Source organism: Cohnella phaseoli, from assembly GCF_003386235.1.
GTDB lineage: Bacteria > Bacillota > Bacilli > Paenibacillales > Paenibacillaceae > Cohnella > Cohnella phaseoli.
This window is the reverse complement of the sequence record NZ_QRDZ01000047.1, coordinates 1-14,687: the sequence shown is the minus strand read 5'-3', so window position 1 is coordinate 14,687 and position 14,687 is coordinate 1. Positions and strand designations below refer to the sequence as shown.

Genomic DNA, 14,687 nt, shown 5'->3' with positions numbered 1-14,687 from the left:
ATCCCCTTTGATCGATTTCCATTTCGCGGTACTACCACTGTTCTATCATAAACCGAATTCAATTCTATTGTCACCTTCGGCAGGTATGTGGTACTTTATATTTGTGGTAGTACCAGTAATCCATTATAGGAGGAAATCGATGAAACCTCTCCAAGGACTCACCGTGCTCGACTTCAGTCAGTTCCTGTCTGGGCCTTCGGCTTCGCTCAGACTAGCTGACTTGGGCGCTCGCGTGATCAAGGTGGAGCGTCCCGACGGAGGCGATCTGTGCCGGCGGCTATATATTTCAAACCTGGAGCTGGACGGCGACAGTACGCTGTTCCATTCCATCAACCGCAACAAAATGAGCTTCGCGGCCAATTTGAAGGACCCGGACGATCTCTCCAAGGTCATCCGACTGATCAAGAGCGCGGATGTCCTCATTCAAAATTTCCGTCCCGGAGTTATGGAGAAGCTCGGCCTTCACTACGAGGCTGTGAAAAAAATCAACCCTCGCATCGTATACGGAGAGATTACGGGATACGGGAAAACCGGGCCTTGGAAAAATAAACCCGGCCAGGACTTGCTGGTACAATCGCTTTCCGGGATCACCTGGTTGTCGGGCGACCAAGAGCAAGGTCCCGTTCCAATGGGGCTGGCCGTCGCCGACATGTTTGCCGGGGCGCATTTGGTGCAAGGCATTTTGGCCTGCCTCGTTCGAAGAGGAGTAACCGGTGAAGGCGGGCTAGTCGAAGTCAGTCTGCTTGAATCGCTGCTCGACGTCCAATTCGAGGTTCTAACCACCTTCCTCAATGACGGAGAGAAGGCTCCGCAGCGAAGCGGAATCAACAATGCGCATGCCTACCTGGCTGCGCCTTACGGCATCTATAAGACGTCCGACGGCTATCTTGCCATCGCGATGACTCCGGTTTCGCAATTGGGCGAATTGCTGGACTGCGCGCCGCTTGCCGCATACTCGGACGCTAAAACCTGGTTTACGAGACGAGACGAGATCAAGCAGCTGCTGGCGGGCCATCTATCGCAGCGCTCAACCGCTCACTGGCTTGGCATTTTGGAGCCTGCAGATATTTGGTGCGCGGACGTACTGACATGGCCGCGGCTGCTGGAGCACGAAGCGTTCCGCTCCCTGTCCATGACGCAGGAGGTTGCTCGCGCGGGGGGCGCAAAGCTGGAGACGACTCGATGTCCGATTCGAATCGACGGAGAGCTGCTGCTCTCTCCCGTCGGATCGCCCAAAATCGGCGAGCATACCGAGGATATTTGGAGGAAAATGGGGGAAGAACCGCAAGAACAATTGATGGAGATGTGAGGGGGCTGGCAGAGGATGAAAGTGGATGCGCACCAGCATTTCTGGAACTTGACGAAAGTGGCTTATCCATGGCTTGGGCCTGAGCACGGACCGATCTATCGCACGTTCGAAGCGCACGATCTAGAACCTTTGCTGCGCAAGGCAGGCATAGACAAAACGGTCATCGTCCAGGCGATGGACTCCTACGAAGACACCGATTATATGCTGGATACCGCAGCATCGCACGATTGGGTGGGGGCGGTAGTCGGATGGGTGCCGCTGAATCGGCCGGCCGAAGCGGACCTTAAGCTGGAGCGCTATGCCAAAAACCGTTATTTCAAGGGAGTCAGGCATCTGATACACGAGGAGAAGGATCCGGACTGGGTCGTACAGCCGGCTGTCATCGAAAGCTTAAGGCTGCTCGCTGAACGCGATTTGACCTTCGACGTCGTTGCTGTGTTTCCGAACCACCTGAAGCATGTTCCTTTCCTGGCCGAACAAGTGCCCGATCTGCGCATGGTCATCGATCATCTTGCGAAGCCGCCGATCAAGGACAAAGGGTGGGAGCCATGGGCGTCTCAACTGGCGGCAGCCGCGGCGTGTCCTAACGTGTACGCGAAGCTGTCCGGGCTTAATACGGCGGCCTCCCCCGATTGGTCGTCTTCGGAGCTGCAGCGTTATATCGACTTTGCAATCGACTGTTTCGGAGCGAGTCGGCTAATGTACGGCAGCGATTGGCCGGTCGCGAATCTGAATGGCGATTACGATGCGGTATGGGAAGAAACGAAGAAGGCGCTGTCGGGGTACGCGCTACGGGATCGGGAAGCCATCCTGGGCGGAACCGCAGCCGCTTTCTACCGCATCTAGAGAGGAAGAAGCGAGCATGGTACAGTTAAAAGGAATGACATGGAACCACTCCAGGGGATTCGTTCCAATGGTTGCGACTTCCCAGCGGTTCGAAGAACTACATGAAGGAGTGACGATTAACTGGGATAAGCGTTCCTTGCAGGAATTCGCCGATGCGCCGATTCAAAAGCTCGTTGAGCATTACGATCTGCTGGTCATCGATCACCCGTGGGCGGGGTATGCGGCTGCAAGCGGCGCGCTCGTCGATTTTAACGAAGCTCTTCCCCGGGACTATATGAACGATCAGGCCGAGCACACGGTCGGAGCGTCCCACAGAAGCTATTCCTTCAACGGCAAACAGACGGCGCTTGCGATCGATGCCGCGACGCCGGTAGCTTCCTGGCGGGAGGACGTGCTGGAGCGGAATGACGCACAAGCGCCGGAGACATGGCAAGAAGTTCTGGCATTGGCTCGCAAGGGACTGGTGGCCATCCCCGGTATTCCGATCGATAGTCTGATGAACTTCTATACGTTCTGCATTGCGCTCGGAGAAACGCCTTTCTTGAGCGAAGATGAGGTCGTCGGAGCGGATACGGCTTACGCTGCGCTTGAGGCGCTGCGCGAATTGGCATCTCTGTGCGATCCGGCCGTTTTCGGCTGGAATCCGATTCGGATGTACGAAGCGATGACGCAGCGGGACGACTTGGCGTACTGCCCGTTCGCATACGGATATTCTAACTACGCGAAACCCGGGTACGGGCAGCGGACGTTGATTTTCGGCGACGCACCCAGGTTCGGAACCGGCGGAGAACGGCTGCGCACTACGCTCGGCGGAACCGGAATTGCGGTCTCTTCGGTCAGCCCGCATAGGGACATTGCGGTCGCTTATGCCGCTTTTGTCGCGTCTCCGGAGTTGCAAAGAACGCTTTACGCCGAGTGCGGCGGCCAACCGGGGCATCGTTCCGCTTGGCTCAGCGAAAGCCTGAATGCGGCCAGCGGCGCTTATTTCTCCCGTACGCTTCCCGCGTTGGACCGGGCCTATGTGCGCCCGAGATATAACGGCTATCTTCATTTTCAAGACGGTGCCGGTTACCCGGTTCAAGCCTGTCTGAAGAGAGAGATGTCGCCGCAAGCGGCGCTAGCGGAAATGAACCGGCTATACCGGGAGTCCCTTCGGAAAGGAGCTGATCGAGAATGAGGTCGATTTTCTTCGAGGATTATCGGATTGGAGATTCCCGCGACACCTGGGGACGTACGGTTACCGAGGCGGATATTGTTTTGCATGCGGGACAAACGGGCGATTTCTATCCCCATCACATGGACGAGGAATGGTGCAAGACGCAGGACTTCGGACGGCGGATCGCCCACGGTACGCTTATTTTCAGCATTGGCGTCGGGATGACTGCCGGGGAGATCAATCCCGAAGCGTTCTCATACGGCTACGAGAAGCTTCGCTTCATCAAGCCTGTGCATATCGGAGACACGATCCGCGCGCAGGTGGCGATCGGCGGGAAGAGAGACCATGCGAAACGGCCGGATTTCGGTATCGTCAGCGAAAGCTTGGCTATTCTGAATCAACGGGATGAAGTCGTGCTTGCCTGCGAGCATCTGTTAATGGTCAGAAAACGGGGAGGGGCCGAAGCATGAGCCGCACGGAGCACTCCGACCAACGGGCTCTTGAATCGACTCTGGGGAATATGGATTGGGCGTATCAACCTCGGCTGCCGAGAAAACGGGATATGGGTATCGGAATCGTCGGTGCGGGGGATATCGTCCGCAGCTGCCATCTGCCCGCTTATCGAATGGCCGGCTTCCGGATCGTCGGGGTGTACGACCGCGATAGAGCCAAATCCGAGGCACTGGCGCGAGAATTTGGCATTGAGAACGTCTTCGATTCGTTGGAGCGGCTGGCCTCCCACTCCGAGATTGCGATCGCGGACGTTGCCGTACCGGCAGCTTTTCAAGCGGAGGTCATCAGCCAGCTTGTGCCTTATCGGCTGCATATTCTTTGCCAGAAGCCGCTTGCGGAATGCTACTCGGACGCACTGGACATTGCGGCGATGTGCAGCCGAGCGGGCGTCAAGGCCGCCGTCAACCAGCAAATGCGCTGGGCTCCCGGCATTCAGGCGAGCCGCACTGCCGTGAAGCGAGGATGGATCGGCGCACCCTATCAGGGTGCGATACAAGTGCATGTGAACACCCCATGGGAAACGTGGGAGTGGCTGGCTCAGGCAGACAGATTGGAAGTTATGTATCATAGCATACATTACCTCGATGCGATCCGCTACGTGCTGGGCAGTTCGCCCAAAGCGATATTCGCCGACGGCGCAAGCTATCCGGGAGCGACTGCCGTCCGAGGTGAAACCCGAACGACCATCCAAATGCTGTACGAAGACGACACGCGCGGGCTCGTCTATGATAATCATACGAACTTCATAGAGCAGAGCGACTGGTTCGCGACCTTCCGTTTCGACGGTACGGAGGGCGTCGTCAAAGGCACGAACGGGGCCCTGTACAATTATCCGGTGGGGCAGGAGGATACCGTTGCGCTTTATTCGAAAAATCTGCAACCGCACGGCTGGTATGCGCCTAAGCTAGAGGGACGCTGGTTCCCTCATGCATTCATGGGGACGATGGGCGAGCTGATGAGGGCGATCGAGGAAGAGCGGGAGCCGGAAAACAGCGTGGAGGACAACCTGATTACGATGCAAACGGTGTTCGCGGCGTATCGTTCCATGGAGTTGGGCCGTATCGTCGCGCTCGAAGAGATCGGCTAATTTTTCGAGGGGAGGGGAAGCGAGCATGCCGGCGCAGCGCTACGGAAGCTTAATTCGCGTAAAAGAAGACAGGCTTGAGGAATACAAGAGGCTGCATGCCAAGGTATGGCCGGATGTGCTTAGGATGATCAAGGAATGCCATATCAAGAATTATTCGATTTATTACAAAGAAGGTTTTTTGTTCAGTTATTTCGAGTATACCGGAACCGATTTCGAAGCGGATTCGGCCAGAATGGCAGCCGATCCGATCACTCAACAATGGTGGGACGTCTGCAAACCTTGCCAGCAACCCCTTGAAACCCGGGCGGAAGGCGAATGGTGGGCAAGCATGGAGGAAGTATTCCATCTGGATTAAAAAAGCAGCTTGACCCGAGGGAGCGCGCTCTCTCGAGTCAAGCTGCTAACTGCGCGTCACCTCGTCGTCAGGATTCCCCTGCCGGACGTTCCGAGGTGCTTATCGGGGAAGCGTAACGAGAGAACAGCTGCCAGATCAGCTCTCTGCGGCTGGATACTCCGGTCTTGGCGAAGATCGACTTGAGATGGTCCTGCACGGTATAGACCGAGATGTGGAGTTCCCGTGAGATTTCATGGGTCGATAGTCCACGGACGACAGCGACGAGCAGCTGCTTCTCGCGCTCCGACAATCCGTAGGCTTCGGCGATCAGCGGCAGCCTGTCGGCCGGCTGGGCTTGTTCGAAAATGACGGCAAGCTGCGCGCTCGAAGCCTTGCCGAGCAGCCTGTCGGCCCGAATCGTCACATAGGAGCCGCCCGCAAGCCTGACGCAGGTACGGGCGGCTTTTCCATGCGCCAGCTCCTTGCCCGTCCCCGTCTCCCCGTTCAGCGCCCGGATGCATACCGCCCTGATCGGACGGGGCAGCACTTCGTCGCCGATGCCCTCGGCCTCGCGGATAGCGGCCAGCCAATGCGCGGCCGCATCGGTCGCCGCCAGCTCGGACAGCAGAACGCCGTCGGCCTCCACGATTAACACGCCGGACTCTAACCCCGGTTCCTCGGCGGATTCGTCTGCAAGGTCCAGGCTCGTTCGCCGCAAGGCGCCGGCGATCGCCGGAACGAGCGACGTCAGAAGCGCCAATTCTTCTGCCGCAAACAAAGGCTGATCCTTCCCGCGAAGCAGAGTAAGGAAGCCCCAGCATTTTCCCCCGCTTACCAGGGCCGCCCTCATCTCGTCCCCGAAGCCGGCGGGCTGCAGCACTTCGCGGAAGCGGGCGCTGCGTTCAGGATCGCCGTTCGTCGCCAACCCCAGAGCGGCAGCAGAACGATCCGCTTCGGCTAAATCCTCAAACCGATTATAATCCCGATGTCCGTATTCGAATTCGAACAGACGATGATGAATCGCCTCTACGCCGTCTTCGGTAACGGCTCCCGCAGAAAGCAGCGTCCGCGGATCTACGACGGTGCAGCATGCCCCTTCGAATGGGAAGGCTTCGCGTAGATGCGCCAGAAGCGCCAATCTGAACTCCTTGGAGGAGACGGCTTGCTCGGCCAGCCGTTCGATCCGTTGCTTGATGTTGTTCATATCGTCTTCTGCGGAAGAATCCCACCTTTCTGGGATGGCGCCGCAGCTCCTTATTCGTCTAGAGTGAGAATAAACTGATTACATCTAGAATAAGCAAGGGAGCTGGCAAGAGCAACATGGACAAAGACCGGATCGTTGTCGTAGGAGGTTATGGGGCGGTTGGCAGCATCGTATGTCGGGAGCTCGGTCACAGGTTCCCTGGCAAAGTGTATGCGGCGGGCAGAAGCTTGGAACGAGCGGAACAGCTCAGCAGAGAGACGGAGGGGCGGGTTTTGCCCATGCAGTTGGACATTAGCCGGCCGGTCGATCCCAAGCTGCTGGAGGGCGTCAAGCTGGTCGTCATGTGCTTGGATCAGAAGGATGTTTCCTTCGTTCGCACCTGTCTTCTGAGCGGCGCGCATTATATCGACGTATCGGCAAATATTTCGTTCCAGGCTCAGGTGGAGGCTCTTCAGAAGGAAGCGGAGCGCGGAGGAGCGACGGCGGTTATGAATGTCGGGCTGGCGCCGGGGGTCACGAATCTGCTGGCGCTGGAAGCCTGTCGTCGTCTCGATCGTACCGAAGCTATAGAAATTACGATCCTGCTCGGGCTGGGCGATAGGCATGGGAAAGCTGCGCTTGAATGGACGGTGGACAATCTAGGAACGCGTTTCGAAATAATCAAGAAGGGTCGCTCAGAGACGGTCGGCAGCTTTACGGACGCAAGATTGGCGGATTTTCGGGGCGCTATCGGCCGCAGATCGGCTTACCGGTTTCCGTTCTCGGATCAACGTTCCTTGCCGAGCACGCTTGGCGTTCCCGACATATCGACGAGATTATGCCTCGACCCGGCTTTCATAACGGCATTTCTCGCGGGATTTCGCAAGCTGGGCTTGCACCGTCTGTTAAGGTTGAAGCCGCTCCGCGCAGCGGCGATCGCCTGCTTCGGCCGCGTGCACCTTGGCTCGGAGCGCTTTGCTGTACAGGTCGAAGCGGTCGGCGAGAAGGACGGACGCATGGCTGCCGCCGTATATCGGCTGCAAGGCCGCAGGCAATCCGAGCTGACCGCTTTTTGCGCGCTGGATGTCTCCGAAGCCGTCTGCGGCTCGACAATGCCTGCCGGCGTATTTTCGATCGAGCAGTTGCTTGATTGGAAGAGGATGAGCAGGCTGAGCCGGGAGGAACTGGAAGTCGAAATCCGTTCATAGCCCCCAAAATCAACAATAGATTCGCCTGCAAAGCGGTGCTATAATTACCCGAACGAACAGGAGGGAGCTGATCCCATGACGGAAAATGAAGTAAAACGGCTTTATTCCAGGACATTGATCATTATTATCATTTCGCAAATATTCGGAGGAATGGGACTAGCCGCAGGGGTAACCGTCGGGGCGCTGATGGCTCAGGAGATGCTGGGAGCGGACAGCTATGCGGGGGTTCCGGTTGCACTAATCACGCTCGGCTCCGCGGTATCGGCTTATCTCGTGGGGCGGCTGACGCATCGTTACGGACGGCGGGCCGGCCTGTCGACGGGTTTTCTGGCCGGCAGCGCGGGAGCGGTCGGCATCGTACTGGCCGGCGCGACAAATCAGCTCTCGCTTCTGCTTGCTTCCTTGCTGATCTATGGGGCGGGAACGTCGACGAACCTGCAGGCCCGTTACGCCGGAACCGATCTGGCCAAGCCGGAGCAGCGGGCGAAGGCGGTCAGCCTGTCGATGGTGTCCACTACCTTGGGCGCGGTGGCGGGGCCGAATCTGGTTCGGCCGATGGGCGATGTCGCCGTTTCCTTCGGCCTTCCCGCACTGACAGGCCCGTTTCTGTTGTCGGCTGCGGCATTTGCTCTGGCCGGGCTGATCTTGTTTGCTTTTCTCCGACCCGATCCCTACATCGCGGCCAAGGCGATCGCCGCCGGGCAGGAGGCGGGAAGAGCCCAGACCTCCGCCGGCAAGCCTTCGGCTCCGTTCCGCAATCGCGGACTTGTCGTCGGAACGACCGTAATGGTACTGACGCAGATCGTGATGGTCGCGATTATGACGATGACGCCCGTCCATATGCAGCATCACGGTCATGGACTAGGAGACGTCGGGCTGGTTATCGGCATCCATGTCGGCGCCATGTATCTCCCGTCCTTGGTGACTGGCGTGCTCGTAGATCGGATTGGCCGCTATGCGATGTCATGCGTGGCCGGGATTACGCTGCTGCTGGCCGGCGGTCTTGCCGCAGCAGCCCCCGCCGATTCGCTGCCGCTGCTGATTGCAGCGTTAGCTTTGCTCGGGCTTGGCTGGAACTTCGGCCTAATTAGCGGCACGGCCCAGATTGTCGACGCGACGACGCCGACGACCCGCGCCAAGACGCAGGGGACGATCGACGTGCTAATCGCGTTGACCGGAGCTTCGGGAGGCGCATTGTCCGGCATGGTCGTCGCCGGTTCCAGCTATGCCGCTCTTTCGCTGATCGGCGGTGCGATGTCCTTGCTGCTTATTCCCGTTGTTCTGTGGGCAAGGAGGCCCCGCCGCGAGCGTCAGGAATGACGAACGAGACGACCGTTCCTTGCAGAGGACGGCTGAAAATGGATAGGCCTTGACCGTACAGTTGAAGCAGGCGTCGATTCGTGTTGGCGATCCCGATGCCTCCTTTGCCCTGCAGGGAAGCGTCCAATAGCGTATCGATCTGCTTCTGGCTCATGCCTCGGCCATCGTCGCTCACTTCGATCGTTGTCGCTCCATCCTTGCGAACGATTCGCAGTCGAACGGTGCCGCCGACATTTCGGCCAAGCGCGCCGTGTTTTACGGCATTTTCCACGAGCGGCTGGATGGACAGCGGGGGGACGAGCAGATCAAGGCCGGGCGCCATCTCCCATTCGATCTTCAACCGGTCCCCGAAACGAGCCTTTTCGATCTGCAGATAAGCTTGAACGAGATCCAGCTCGTGGGCCAGCTCCACCAGTTCCCCCGTGTTCAGAAAATCAAAACTGATCCGCAAATAGGAAGCGAAGGCGTTGCCAAGCAGGCGCATCTGCTCGGTATCGATCTCGCTTAGCGCCAGAATGGAATTCAGCGTATTAAACAGAAAGTGGGGGTGAATCTGCGCCTGCAAATAAGCGGCCTCCATTCGCAGACGCTCGTTAATGGACTGTTTAAGCGAAGTTAACGCTCGAATGCGATATTTCAATTCCAGCGCATCCACCGGCTTCGTTACGTAGTCGCTTGCGCCTGACAGAAAACCGGTGTAGATGTCGGCGGGTTGACTGCGAGCAGTGAGCAGCAGCACCGGAAGCTCGGACAGGGAGTAGCGCTCCCGGACTCGCTGCGTCAACTCGTAGCCGGACATCTGCGGCATCATCACGTCCGCAATCAGCAGATCCCACGGCCTTGTACTAAGCAATTCAAGCGCTTCGCGAGCGGATTGCACCGTTGTGATCCGGTAGGGCTCCAGCTCCAGCATGCCGGCGAGCACGTTCAGATTGACAGGATCGTCGTCCACGGCCAGAATATGCAGCACTGTATCGCTTAACAGCGGCGGGACAAGCATGGACGCTGCGATCTCCTCCGCCGCGATGTCCGGGGCGGCTAGCCCGAAGAAACGCTCTTCCGTCTCGTCGAATGCTCGCTGCAGCGGCAATTCCACGGGTGCCTGCGGGATATTCGTTGAATTCGCCACCGGCAGATCGAAGCTGAACATCGAGCCTTCCCCCGGGGCTGACTGGACGGTCAAAGTCCCTCCGTGCAAATCCACCAATTGCTTGCAGATGCTCAGCCCTAGTCCGATGCCTCTTCCGTCGCTCACGCCGTGCGCCCCTTGCTCGTAGGGGAGAAATATGCGCGCCTGAGTCTCTCGATTCATGCCGACTCCCGTATCGGCCACCTGAATGACGGCTCGTCCTTTGTTCACCTCAGCGGCGACGGTAATCGTTCCTTCCTCGGTGTATTTCAAAGCATTGTGAATAAGATTGTACATAATTTGCACGAGTCGCTGCTCGTCCGCGAACACCGGCGGCATCGATTCAGGAATATCGATATTTAGTTTTACGGGCTTGCCCTGGAACATGAATTGCAGCATGCCGACGATTCCGGGTACGAGCGCGCGCACCTGCAACGGCTCCTGACGCAGCGAGACGCGATGCTCTTGCAGCCGCGCAACGTCAAGCAGATCCCCTAACATATGGGACATGCGACGACTTATCGTGATCAGCAGCTCCATATTTTTCAGACTGCCTTCGTCCAGCGAGGCTTTTTCCTTGGCTACTACGTTCTGCGCAATATTCATGATGCCGTGCAGCGGCGTCCTCAGCTCGTGCGACGTATTGGCAAGAAATTGGTCCTTCAGCTTATCCGCTCTTTGTAACTGGTTGTTCAGTATACTGTTCTCGTGAGCCTGGCGAAAATATTTTTTGAACCAGTAAGCGGAGAAGCCAATCATCGTAATCATCAAATCGAGCGGATAGTATACGGTAGTCACGTCAAAGTCTGATTCGAATAGACTCCAGATCAAGTTGGAAATGATTCCAGCCGCGGTCAGCAGCAAAAACGCAACGTCTCTGTCGCTCCGTTCGTTGGCAATCATCTTGCCCAAGACAAAGAACAGCCAAATAAACGGAATGAGATAGATGCCGATAAAGCCGTAAAAATCGACGAATGCGTTAGCCCAGGAAGCGGGAGCCGTCATCAGGATTCCCGTCAGAACGACTAGTAAAGCGGTGTAGCTGCGCAGCCACAAATCGCGGCGAGGAGCCGCCGAAGCCAATCTACGAAATAGAAAGAGGATGAACAGATTTTGCCATAGTAAAGCGATCAGTCTGATCCGGATCTGCCATGCATAAGTAATCGGTACCAATATCTGCAGGATGTTATCTTGACCTGCCATTAAAGCGAGCGCAACGGACAGCGTCAACAGAGCCATCGTAAACAATCCTCGCTCCTGGCGGTTAAACAAGTAAAGAATAAAAGCATACAGTCCGTGAAGCAGCAGAATGACAATTGTAACCAACTGAGAGCCGATGGAAAACAACCGGATCGTATCGATCGCGGCTTGCGAGCCGAAACGAATGGAGCGAGTAATTCCGCCGTGGAACGGCTCGTCGTAATTAGCAACTCGAATCAGTACGTCCAGCTCAGTCGTTCCCGCTACAGTGTAGGAGGCAGTATAGGATATATTCCGTGCCGTGTAATCTTGGACGTCAGATGCCGGCTTGCCGATAGCTCCTTCGGAAAAACCGTTGATTTCGACGGAGGAGGAGGCTTGAATGCCCTTAATCCAAAGCGCAACGGGTTGCTGAAGAGGATCGATGAGAATACGCAGCCGATAGGTGCCGTACCCGTAGGATGTGCCGGAGTCCGGCTCGAATCCTTTTCTCCAATCTCCCGGAACCTTGACGATGCTGAACGCCTTGTCCTCCGACCGTAGGTCCTCGTACGACAGAAGTTGATTTGGGTAAAAGAGCCACGGTCCATTCAGAAAAAAGGAAGGCGAGCTCGCCAAATCAACGCCGCGCATATCTACAACGCCATCCACGGGGCTTGGAGCCTCCGTCGTATAGAACGCTTGCAACCATGCCCACCGCAGGCAGAACAATATCCCGAATAGGACGACCGTGAGGCCGACGTATTTCAAGACGTTTCGTTTGGCGATTGATTTTTTGGTTGGATGAGGTTTGGGTTGTTCCATCTAGGCTGCGGCCTCGTTTCGCATATGTAACTTTCTGATTTTACAACTATTTCGATTTTACTATACCCGTGGATAGTTAACGACAGGAAAAGAATTAAGTAGGAAAAATTCCGAATATTTGTGGAACGGCGAGGTTGCGGAAAGGACTGCGGATTGTCCGTTCTTATCGGCTAAAGGGAGGTGCGGCATAATGGGTTTATCGAGAAAAAGAACCTCAAACTCCGCTGCAAGACGGAATCTGAGGTCCTTTCGTTGGTCGAGGGGATTTCCTATTTCTATGCGAACCCTGGAAGAAAATCCTATTACTGTAATCCCCACAGAGCAGGAACGTTCGACGGCTCCCAACCGGTAAGGGACGTGTGGGCCTGGATGCAGTAGTAGGTCTTGCCTTGGTAGACGACCCGGTCGTTGGCCTTGTAGCTCGTGTTCGGCGCCCAGGCAGGAGTTCCGGTAGTTGCTGTCGTCGCTTGAATCGTCGTTCCGTCGGAGACGTTGCCTGCCGCGTCTTTCGCCGTAACCGTGAAGGTGTAGGTCGTGCCAGCCGCGAGGCCCGTGATTGTTGCGCTCGTGCCGGCGACTTGGACGTTCGACGATCCGTAAGAAACCGTATATCCGGTGACGCCCACGTTATCGGTTGAGGCTGTCCAAGACAGGCCGATCTCCGAAGATGTCGTGGAAGTTACGGTAAGGTTGGTCGGCGCGGTCGGCTTGATCGGATCGGTTGGCGGCGCACCTGTTGTGACGGTAATCGGACTGCTGGCGCCCGATATGTTGCCGGCGGCATCCCGAGCCTTCACGGTAAACGTATATGGCGTGCTGGAAGCAAGGCCGTTAATCGTCGCGCTTGTGCCTGTTACATTGACATTCGTCGAACCGTAGGTGACGATGTAGCCCGTTACGCCTACATTATCGGTGGAAGCGTTCCAAGCAAGGCTGACGCTGTTGGACGTTACGCCAGTAGCGTGCAGATTGCTTGGAACGGACGGAGGCACGTTTTCCACAGGTCCGTTGAATTGATTCAGGTAAGTGCGATGAGGGCTGGAGAACCCGAAGTTGGTGTATTTGTCCCAGTTGATCGACCAGGTCATCAGCCCTTTCAGGCCTGGATATCCGGAAGCGTTGCGCAGCACGTACGTGCCGCCGTATGACTGGCCTTTGATCAAGTAATCAAGCGCTTTTTGCACGTTGGCCGGGGTAGTGTAGCCGCCTCCGGCAGCTTGAGGGGACGCAGGCAGTCCGATCAGCACCTGGTCTTCCCGCAATGCAGGGAACAAATTGCTTGTATTGCCTCCGACCGGGAAACCGGCAAGGAGCATTTCAGCCATCGCTACTTGGAAGTCCGCTGTGCCTTGACTGTACGATTTGCCGTCCAGACCCGTCATTGGCCCGGAATTGTAATGCTGGACGTGCAGGTAATCCAGGTCGTTGCGCAGCGCGTAAATGACCGGCAAATAAGCGCCCCAAGGTCCGCCGTAAGAAATAGAGCCCCCTTGCACATAGGCTGTCTCAGGCGCCATGGTCAACAGAAAATCGCTGCCGTAGCTGCCGAGGATCTCTTGAATCGCCGCGATCAGATTGACGATTTTGGGAGTCGTCGGACTACGGAAATTCGTATCCCCGCCGTTCAGGCTAAGGGAGCTGCCTTCCAGATCGATGTCAATGCCGTTGAATCCGTAGGTGTTGATGAGATTTTTCATTGTCGTAACGAAGGTTTGTTTGGCCTGGGCGGAGGACAGCTCGACCGTGCCGTTGGCTCCTCCGATGGAGATCAGCACTTTTTTGCCCTGACTCTGCAGGTAAGCGATATCCGATTGAAAATCGGCGACGGTAGCGTTATAAGGAGTGAAAGCCATGTTGCCGCTGGACGGGCCTCCGCTTGGCTCGGCGAAAGCGACTTGAATGACGTCGAAATCCGGCGAAATGTCGCGGAGCCGGATATTGGTCGAACCGTTGTCGAAGTTGTGCCAATAGCCGACGATGATTTTGTTGTTGGGAACGGCTGCTTCCGCACGATTGATATTGGCGCTTTGAAGCAGTCCGGCCAAGGCCAATGCTAAAATGAGCGTAACCCGGAACCCAAGCGTTAACGAGCGATTAAAAATGGCGTACATTAATTCTCCTCCTCTGGATAATAGATTCTCTTAGAAAACGCTTACAAGAGATAGAATTTTACTCCTCCGTACCACCTCCTTGATTTAGAAGCAAATGCAAAAAACGATGAAATGCCCGCCGATCTCTGGCTCGTAGGTGCATCGTCTGCTGGTTCGGATACATAAATTGTAAACGGAATTGTCTCTTCAAAAAGGCCAAAATCTTCTACTTGAGGGGGAAAATTTGTAAGCATTTTCTGGAGTTGTCAAAAAAAGTGCAGTTTGAAAACACCCTCATACAGAAATCCCTGCTAAGCTGCTTGTGACAGCATTCTTTCGCGATAAATAGCTGGGGGCCAGCCCCCTGGATTAGAGGTGTAGATCCGCCGTCTGTTGTAGTAAACGGCGATGTACCTGAAGATGATCGATTTAATAGAGGCCATCGGATAGCGCTCAGTGTGGATCTTGTATAGCTTCTCTTTCTTTAGCGTAGCAAAAAAGCTTTCCA

12 protein-coding genes are annotated in these 14,687 nt (G+C 56.2%); 8 read left to right on the top strand and 4 right to left on the bottom strand.

What is annotated here, in order from left to right; translation table 11 throughout:
• Positions 1-139: 139 nt before the first annotated feature.
• The 6 genes from DFP98_RS35625 to DFP98_RS35600 are packed head-to-tail and all read left to right on the top strand — an operon-like array spanning position 140 to position 5,266.
• Positions 140-1,309: a CaiB/BaiF CoA transferase family protein gene (locus DFP98_RS35625; RefSeq protein WP_116065403.1), complete on the top strand. Its 1,170-nt coding sequence runs from the start codon at positions 140-142 to the stop codon at positions 1,307-1,309.
• A 15-nt stretch (positions 1,310-1,324) separates the two neighbouring features.
• Positions 1,325-2,155, top strand: coding sequence for an amidohydrolase family protein (locus tag DFP98_RS35620; protein ID WP_116065402.1), 831 nt, complete (start codon positions 1,325-1,327; stop codon positions 2,153-2,155).
• A gap of 16 nt (positions 2,156-2,171) precedes the next feature.
• Positions 2,172-3,332, top strand: a complete 1,161-nt coding sequence (locus DFP98_RS35615) for an extracellular solute-binding protein (protein ID WP_116065401.1) — start codon at positions 2,172-2,174, stop codon at positions 3,330-3,332.
• Positions 3,329-3,781: a MaoC family dehydratase gene (locus tag DFP98_RS35610; protein ID WP_116065400.1), complete on the top strand. Its 453-nt coding sequence runs from the start codon at positions 3,329-3,331 to the stop codon at positions 3,779-3,781. The genes DFP98_RS35615 and DFP98_RS35610 overlap by 4 nt, the downstream gene beginning before the upstream one ends.
• Positions 3,778-4,911 (top strand): Gfo/Idh/MocA family protein, encoded by a 1,134-nt coding sequence (locus DFP98_RS35605; protein WP_246017063.1) that lies wholly within the window; start codon positions 3,778-3,780, stop codon positions 4,909-4,911. Before DFP98_RS35610 ends, DFP98_RS35605 begins: the two co-directional genes overlap by 4 nt.
• Positions 4,912-4,936: 25 nt before the next feature.
• Positions 4,937-5,266, top strand: coding sequence for an L-rhamnose mutarotase (locus DFP98_RS35600; protein WP_116065399.1), 330 nt, complete (start codon positions 4,937-4,939; stop codon positions 5,264-5,266).
• A 67-nt stretch (positions 5,267-5,333) separates the two neighbouring features.
• Here the strand turns inward: DFP98_RS35600 and DFP98_RS35595 are convergent, their stop codons facing one another.
• Positions 5,334-6,449 carry a helix-turn-helix transcriptional regulator gene (locus DFP98_RS35595; protein WP_116065398.1) on the bottom strand — a complete coding sequence of 372 codons (1,116 nt, stop codon included), beginning with the start codon at positions 6,447-6,449 and terminating at the stop codon, positions 5,334-5,336.
• Positions 6,450-6,565: 116 nt separating this feature from the next.
• Between DFP98_RS35595 and DFP98_RS35590 the strand changes: the two genes are divergently transcribed.
• The gene (locus tag DFP98_RS35590) at positions 6,566-7,636 is read left to right on the top strand and encodes a saccharopine dehydrogenase family protein (RefSeq protein WP_116065397.1); all 1,071 of its coding nucleotides are present in this window, start codon (positions 6,566-6,568) and stop codon (positions 7,634-7,636) included.
• Between the two features lie 75 nt (positions 7,637-7,711).
• Positions 7,712-8,956: an MFS transporter gene (locus DFP98_RS35585; RefSeq protein ID WP_116065396.1), complete on the top strand. Its 1,245-nt coding sequence runs from the start codon at positions 7,712-7,714 to the stop codon at positions 8,954-8,956.
• Here DFP98_RS35585 and DFP98_RS35580 read toward each other — a convergent pair.
• The 3 genes from DFP98_RS35580 to DFP98_RS35570 all read right to left on the bottom strand — a co-directional run.
• Positions 8,904-12,089, bottom strand: a complete 3,186-nt coding sequence (locus DFP98_RS35580) for a hybrid sensor histidine kinase/response regulator (protein ID WP_116065395.1) — start codon at positions 12,087-12,089, stop codon at positions 8,904-8,906. The two genes, DFP98_RS35585 and DFP98_RS35580, sit on opposite strands and share 53 nt — an antisense overlap.
• Before the next feature lie 302 nt (positions 12,090-12,391).
• On the bottom strand, positions 12,392-14,200 hold the full coding sequence (locus DFP98_RS35575; RefSeq protein WP_116065394.1) for a fibronectin type III domain-containing protein: 1,809 nt from the start codon (positions 14,198-14,200) through the stop codon (positions 12,392-12,394).
• A gap of 290 nt (positions 14,201-14,490) precedes the next feature.
• A partial coding sequence (locus DFP98_RS35570) for an IS3 family transposase (RefSeq protein ID WP_147310326.1) occupies positions 14,491-14,687 on the bottom strand: 197 nt, incomplete at its 5' end.

What these genes read in the sequence shown, in the direction of transcription:
- DFP98_RS35625 (WP_116065403.1), top strand. Translation starts at nt 140, where the DNA reads ATGAAACCTCTCCAAGGACTCACCGTGCTCGACTTCAGTCAGTTCCTG.
- DFP98_RS35620 (WP_116065402.1), top strand. Translation starts at nt 1,325, where the DNA reads ATGAAAGTGGATGCGCACCAGCATTTCTGGAACTTGACGAAAGTGGCT.
- DFP98_RS35615 (WP_116065401.1), top strand. Translation starts at nt 2,172, where the DNA reads ATGGTACAGTTAAAAGGAATGACATGGAACCACTCCAGGGGATTCGTT.
- DFP98_RS35610 (WP_116065400.1), top strand. Translation starts at nt 3,329, where the DNA reads ATGAGGTCGATTTTCTTCGAGGATTATCGGATTGGAGATTCCCGCGAC.
- DFP98_RS35605 (WP_246017063.1), top strand. Translation starts at nt 3,778, where the DNA reads ATGAGCCGCACGGAGCACTCCGACCAACGGGCTCTTGAATCGACTCTG.
- DFP98_RS35600 (WP_116065399.1), top strand. Translation starts at nt 4,937, where the DNA reads ATGCCGGCGCAGCGCTACGGAAGCTTAATTCGCGTAAAAGAAGACAGG.
- DFP98_RS35595 (WP_116065398.1), bottom strand. Translation starts at nt 6,449, where the DNA reads ATGAACAACATCAAGCAACGGATCGAACGGCTGGCCGAGCAAGCCGTC.
- DFP98_RS35590 (WP_116065397.1), top strand. Translation starts at nt 6,566, where the DNA reads ATGGACAAAGACCGGATCGTTGTCGTAGGAGGTTATGGGGCGGTTGGC.
- DFP98_RS35585 (WP_116065396.1), top strand. Translation starts at nt 7,712, where the DNA reads ATGACGGAAAATGAAGTAAAACGGCTTTATTCCAGGACATTGATCATT.
- DFP98_RS35580 (WP_116065395.1), bottom strand. Translation starts at nt 12,089, where the DNA reads ATGGAACAACCCAAACCTCATCCAACCAAAAAATCAATCGCCAAACGA.
- DFP98_RS35575 (WP_116065394.1), bottom strand. Translation starts at nt 14,200, where the DNA reads ATGTACGCCATTTTTAATCGCTCGTTAACGCTTGGGTTCCGGGTTACG.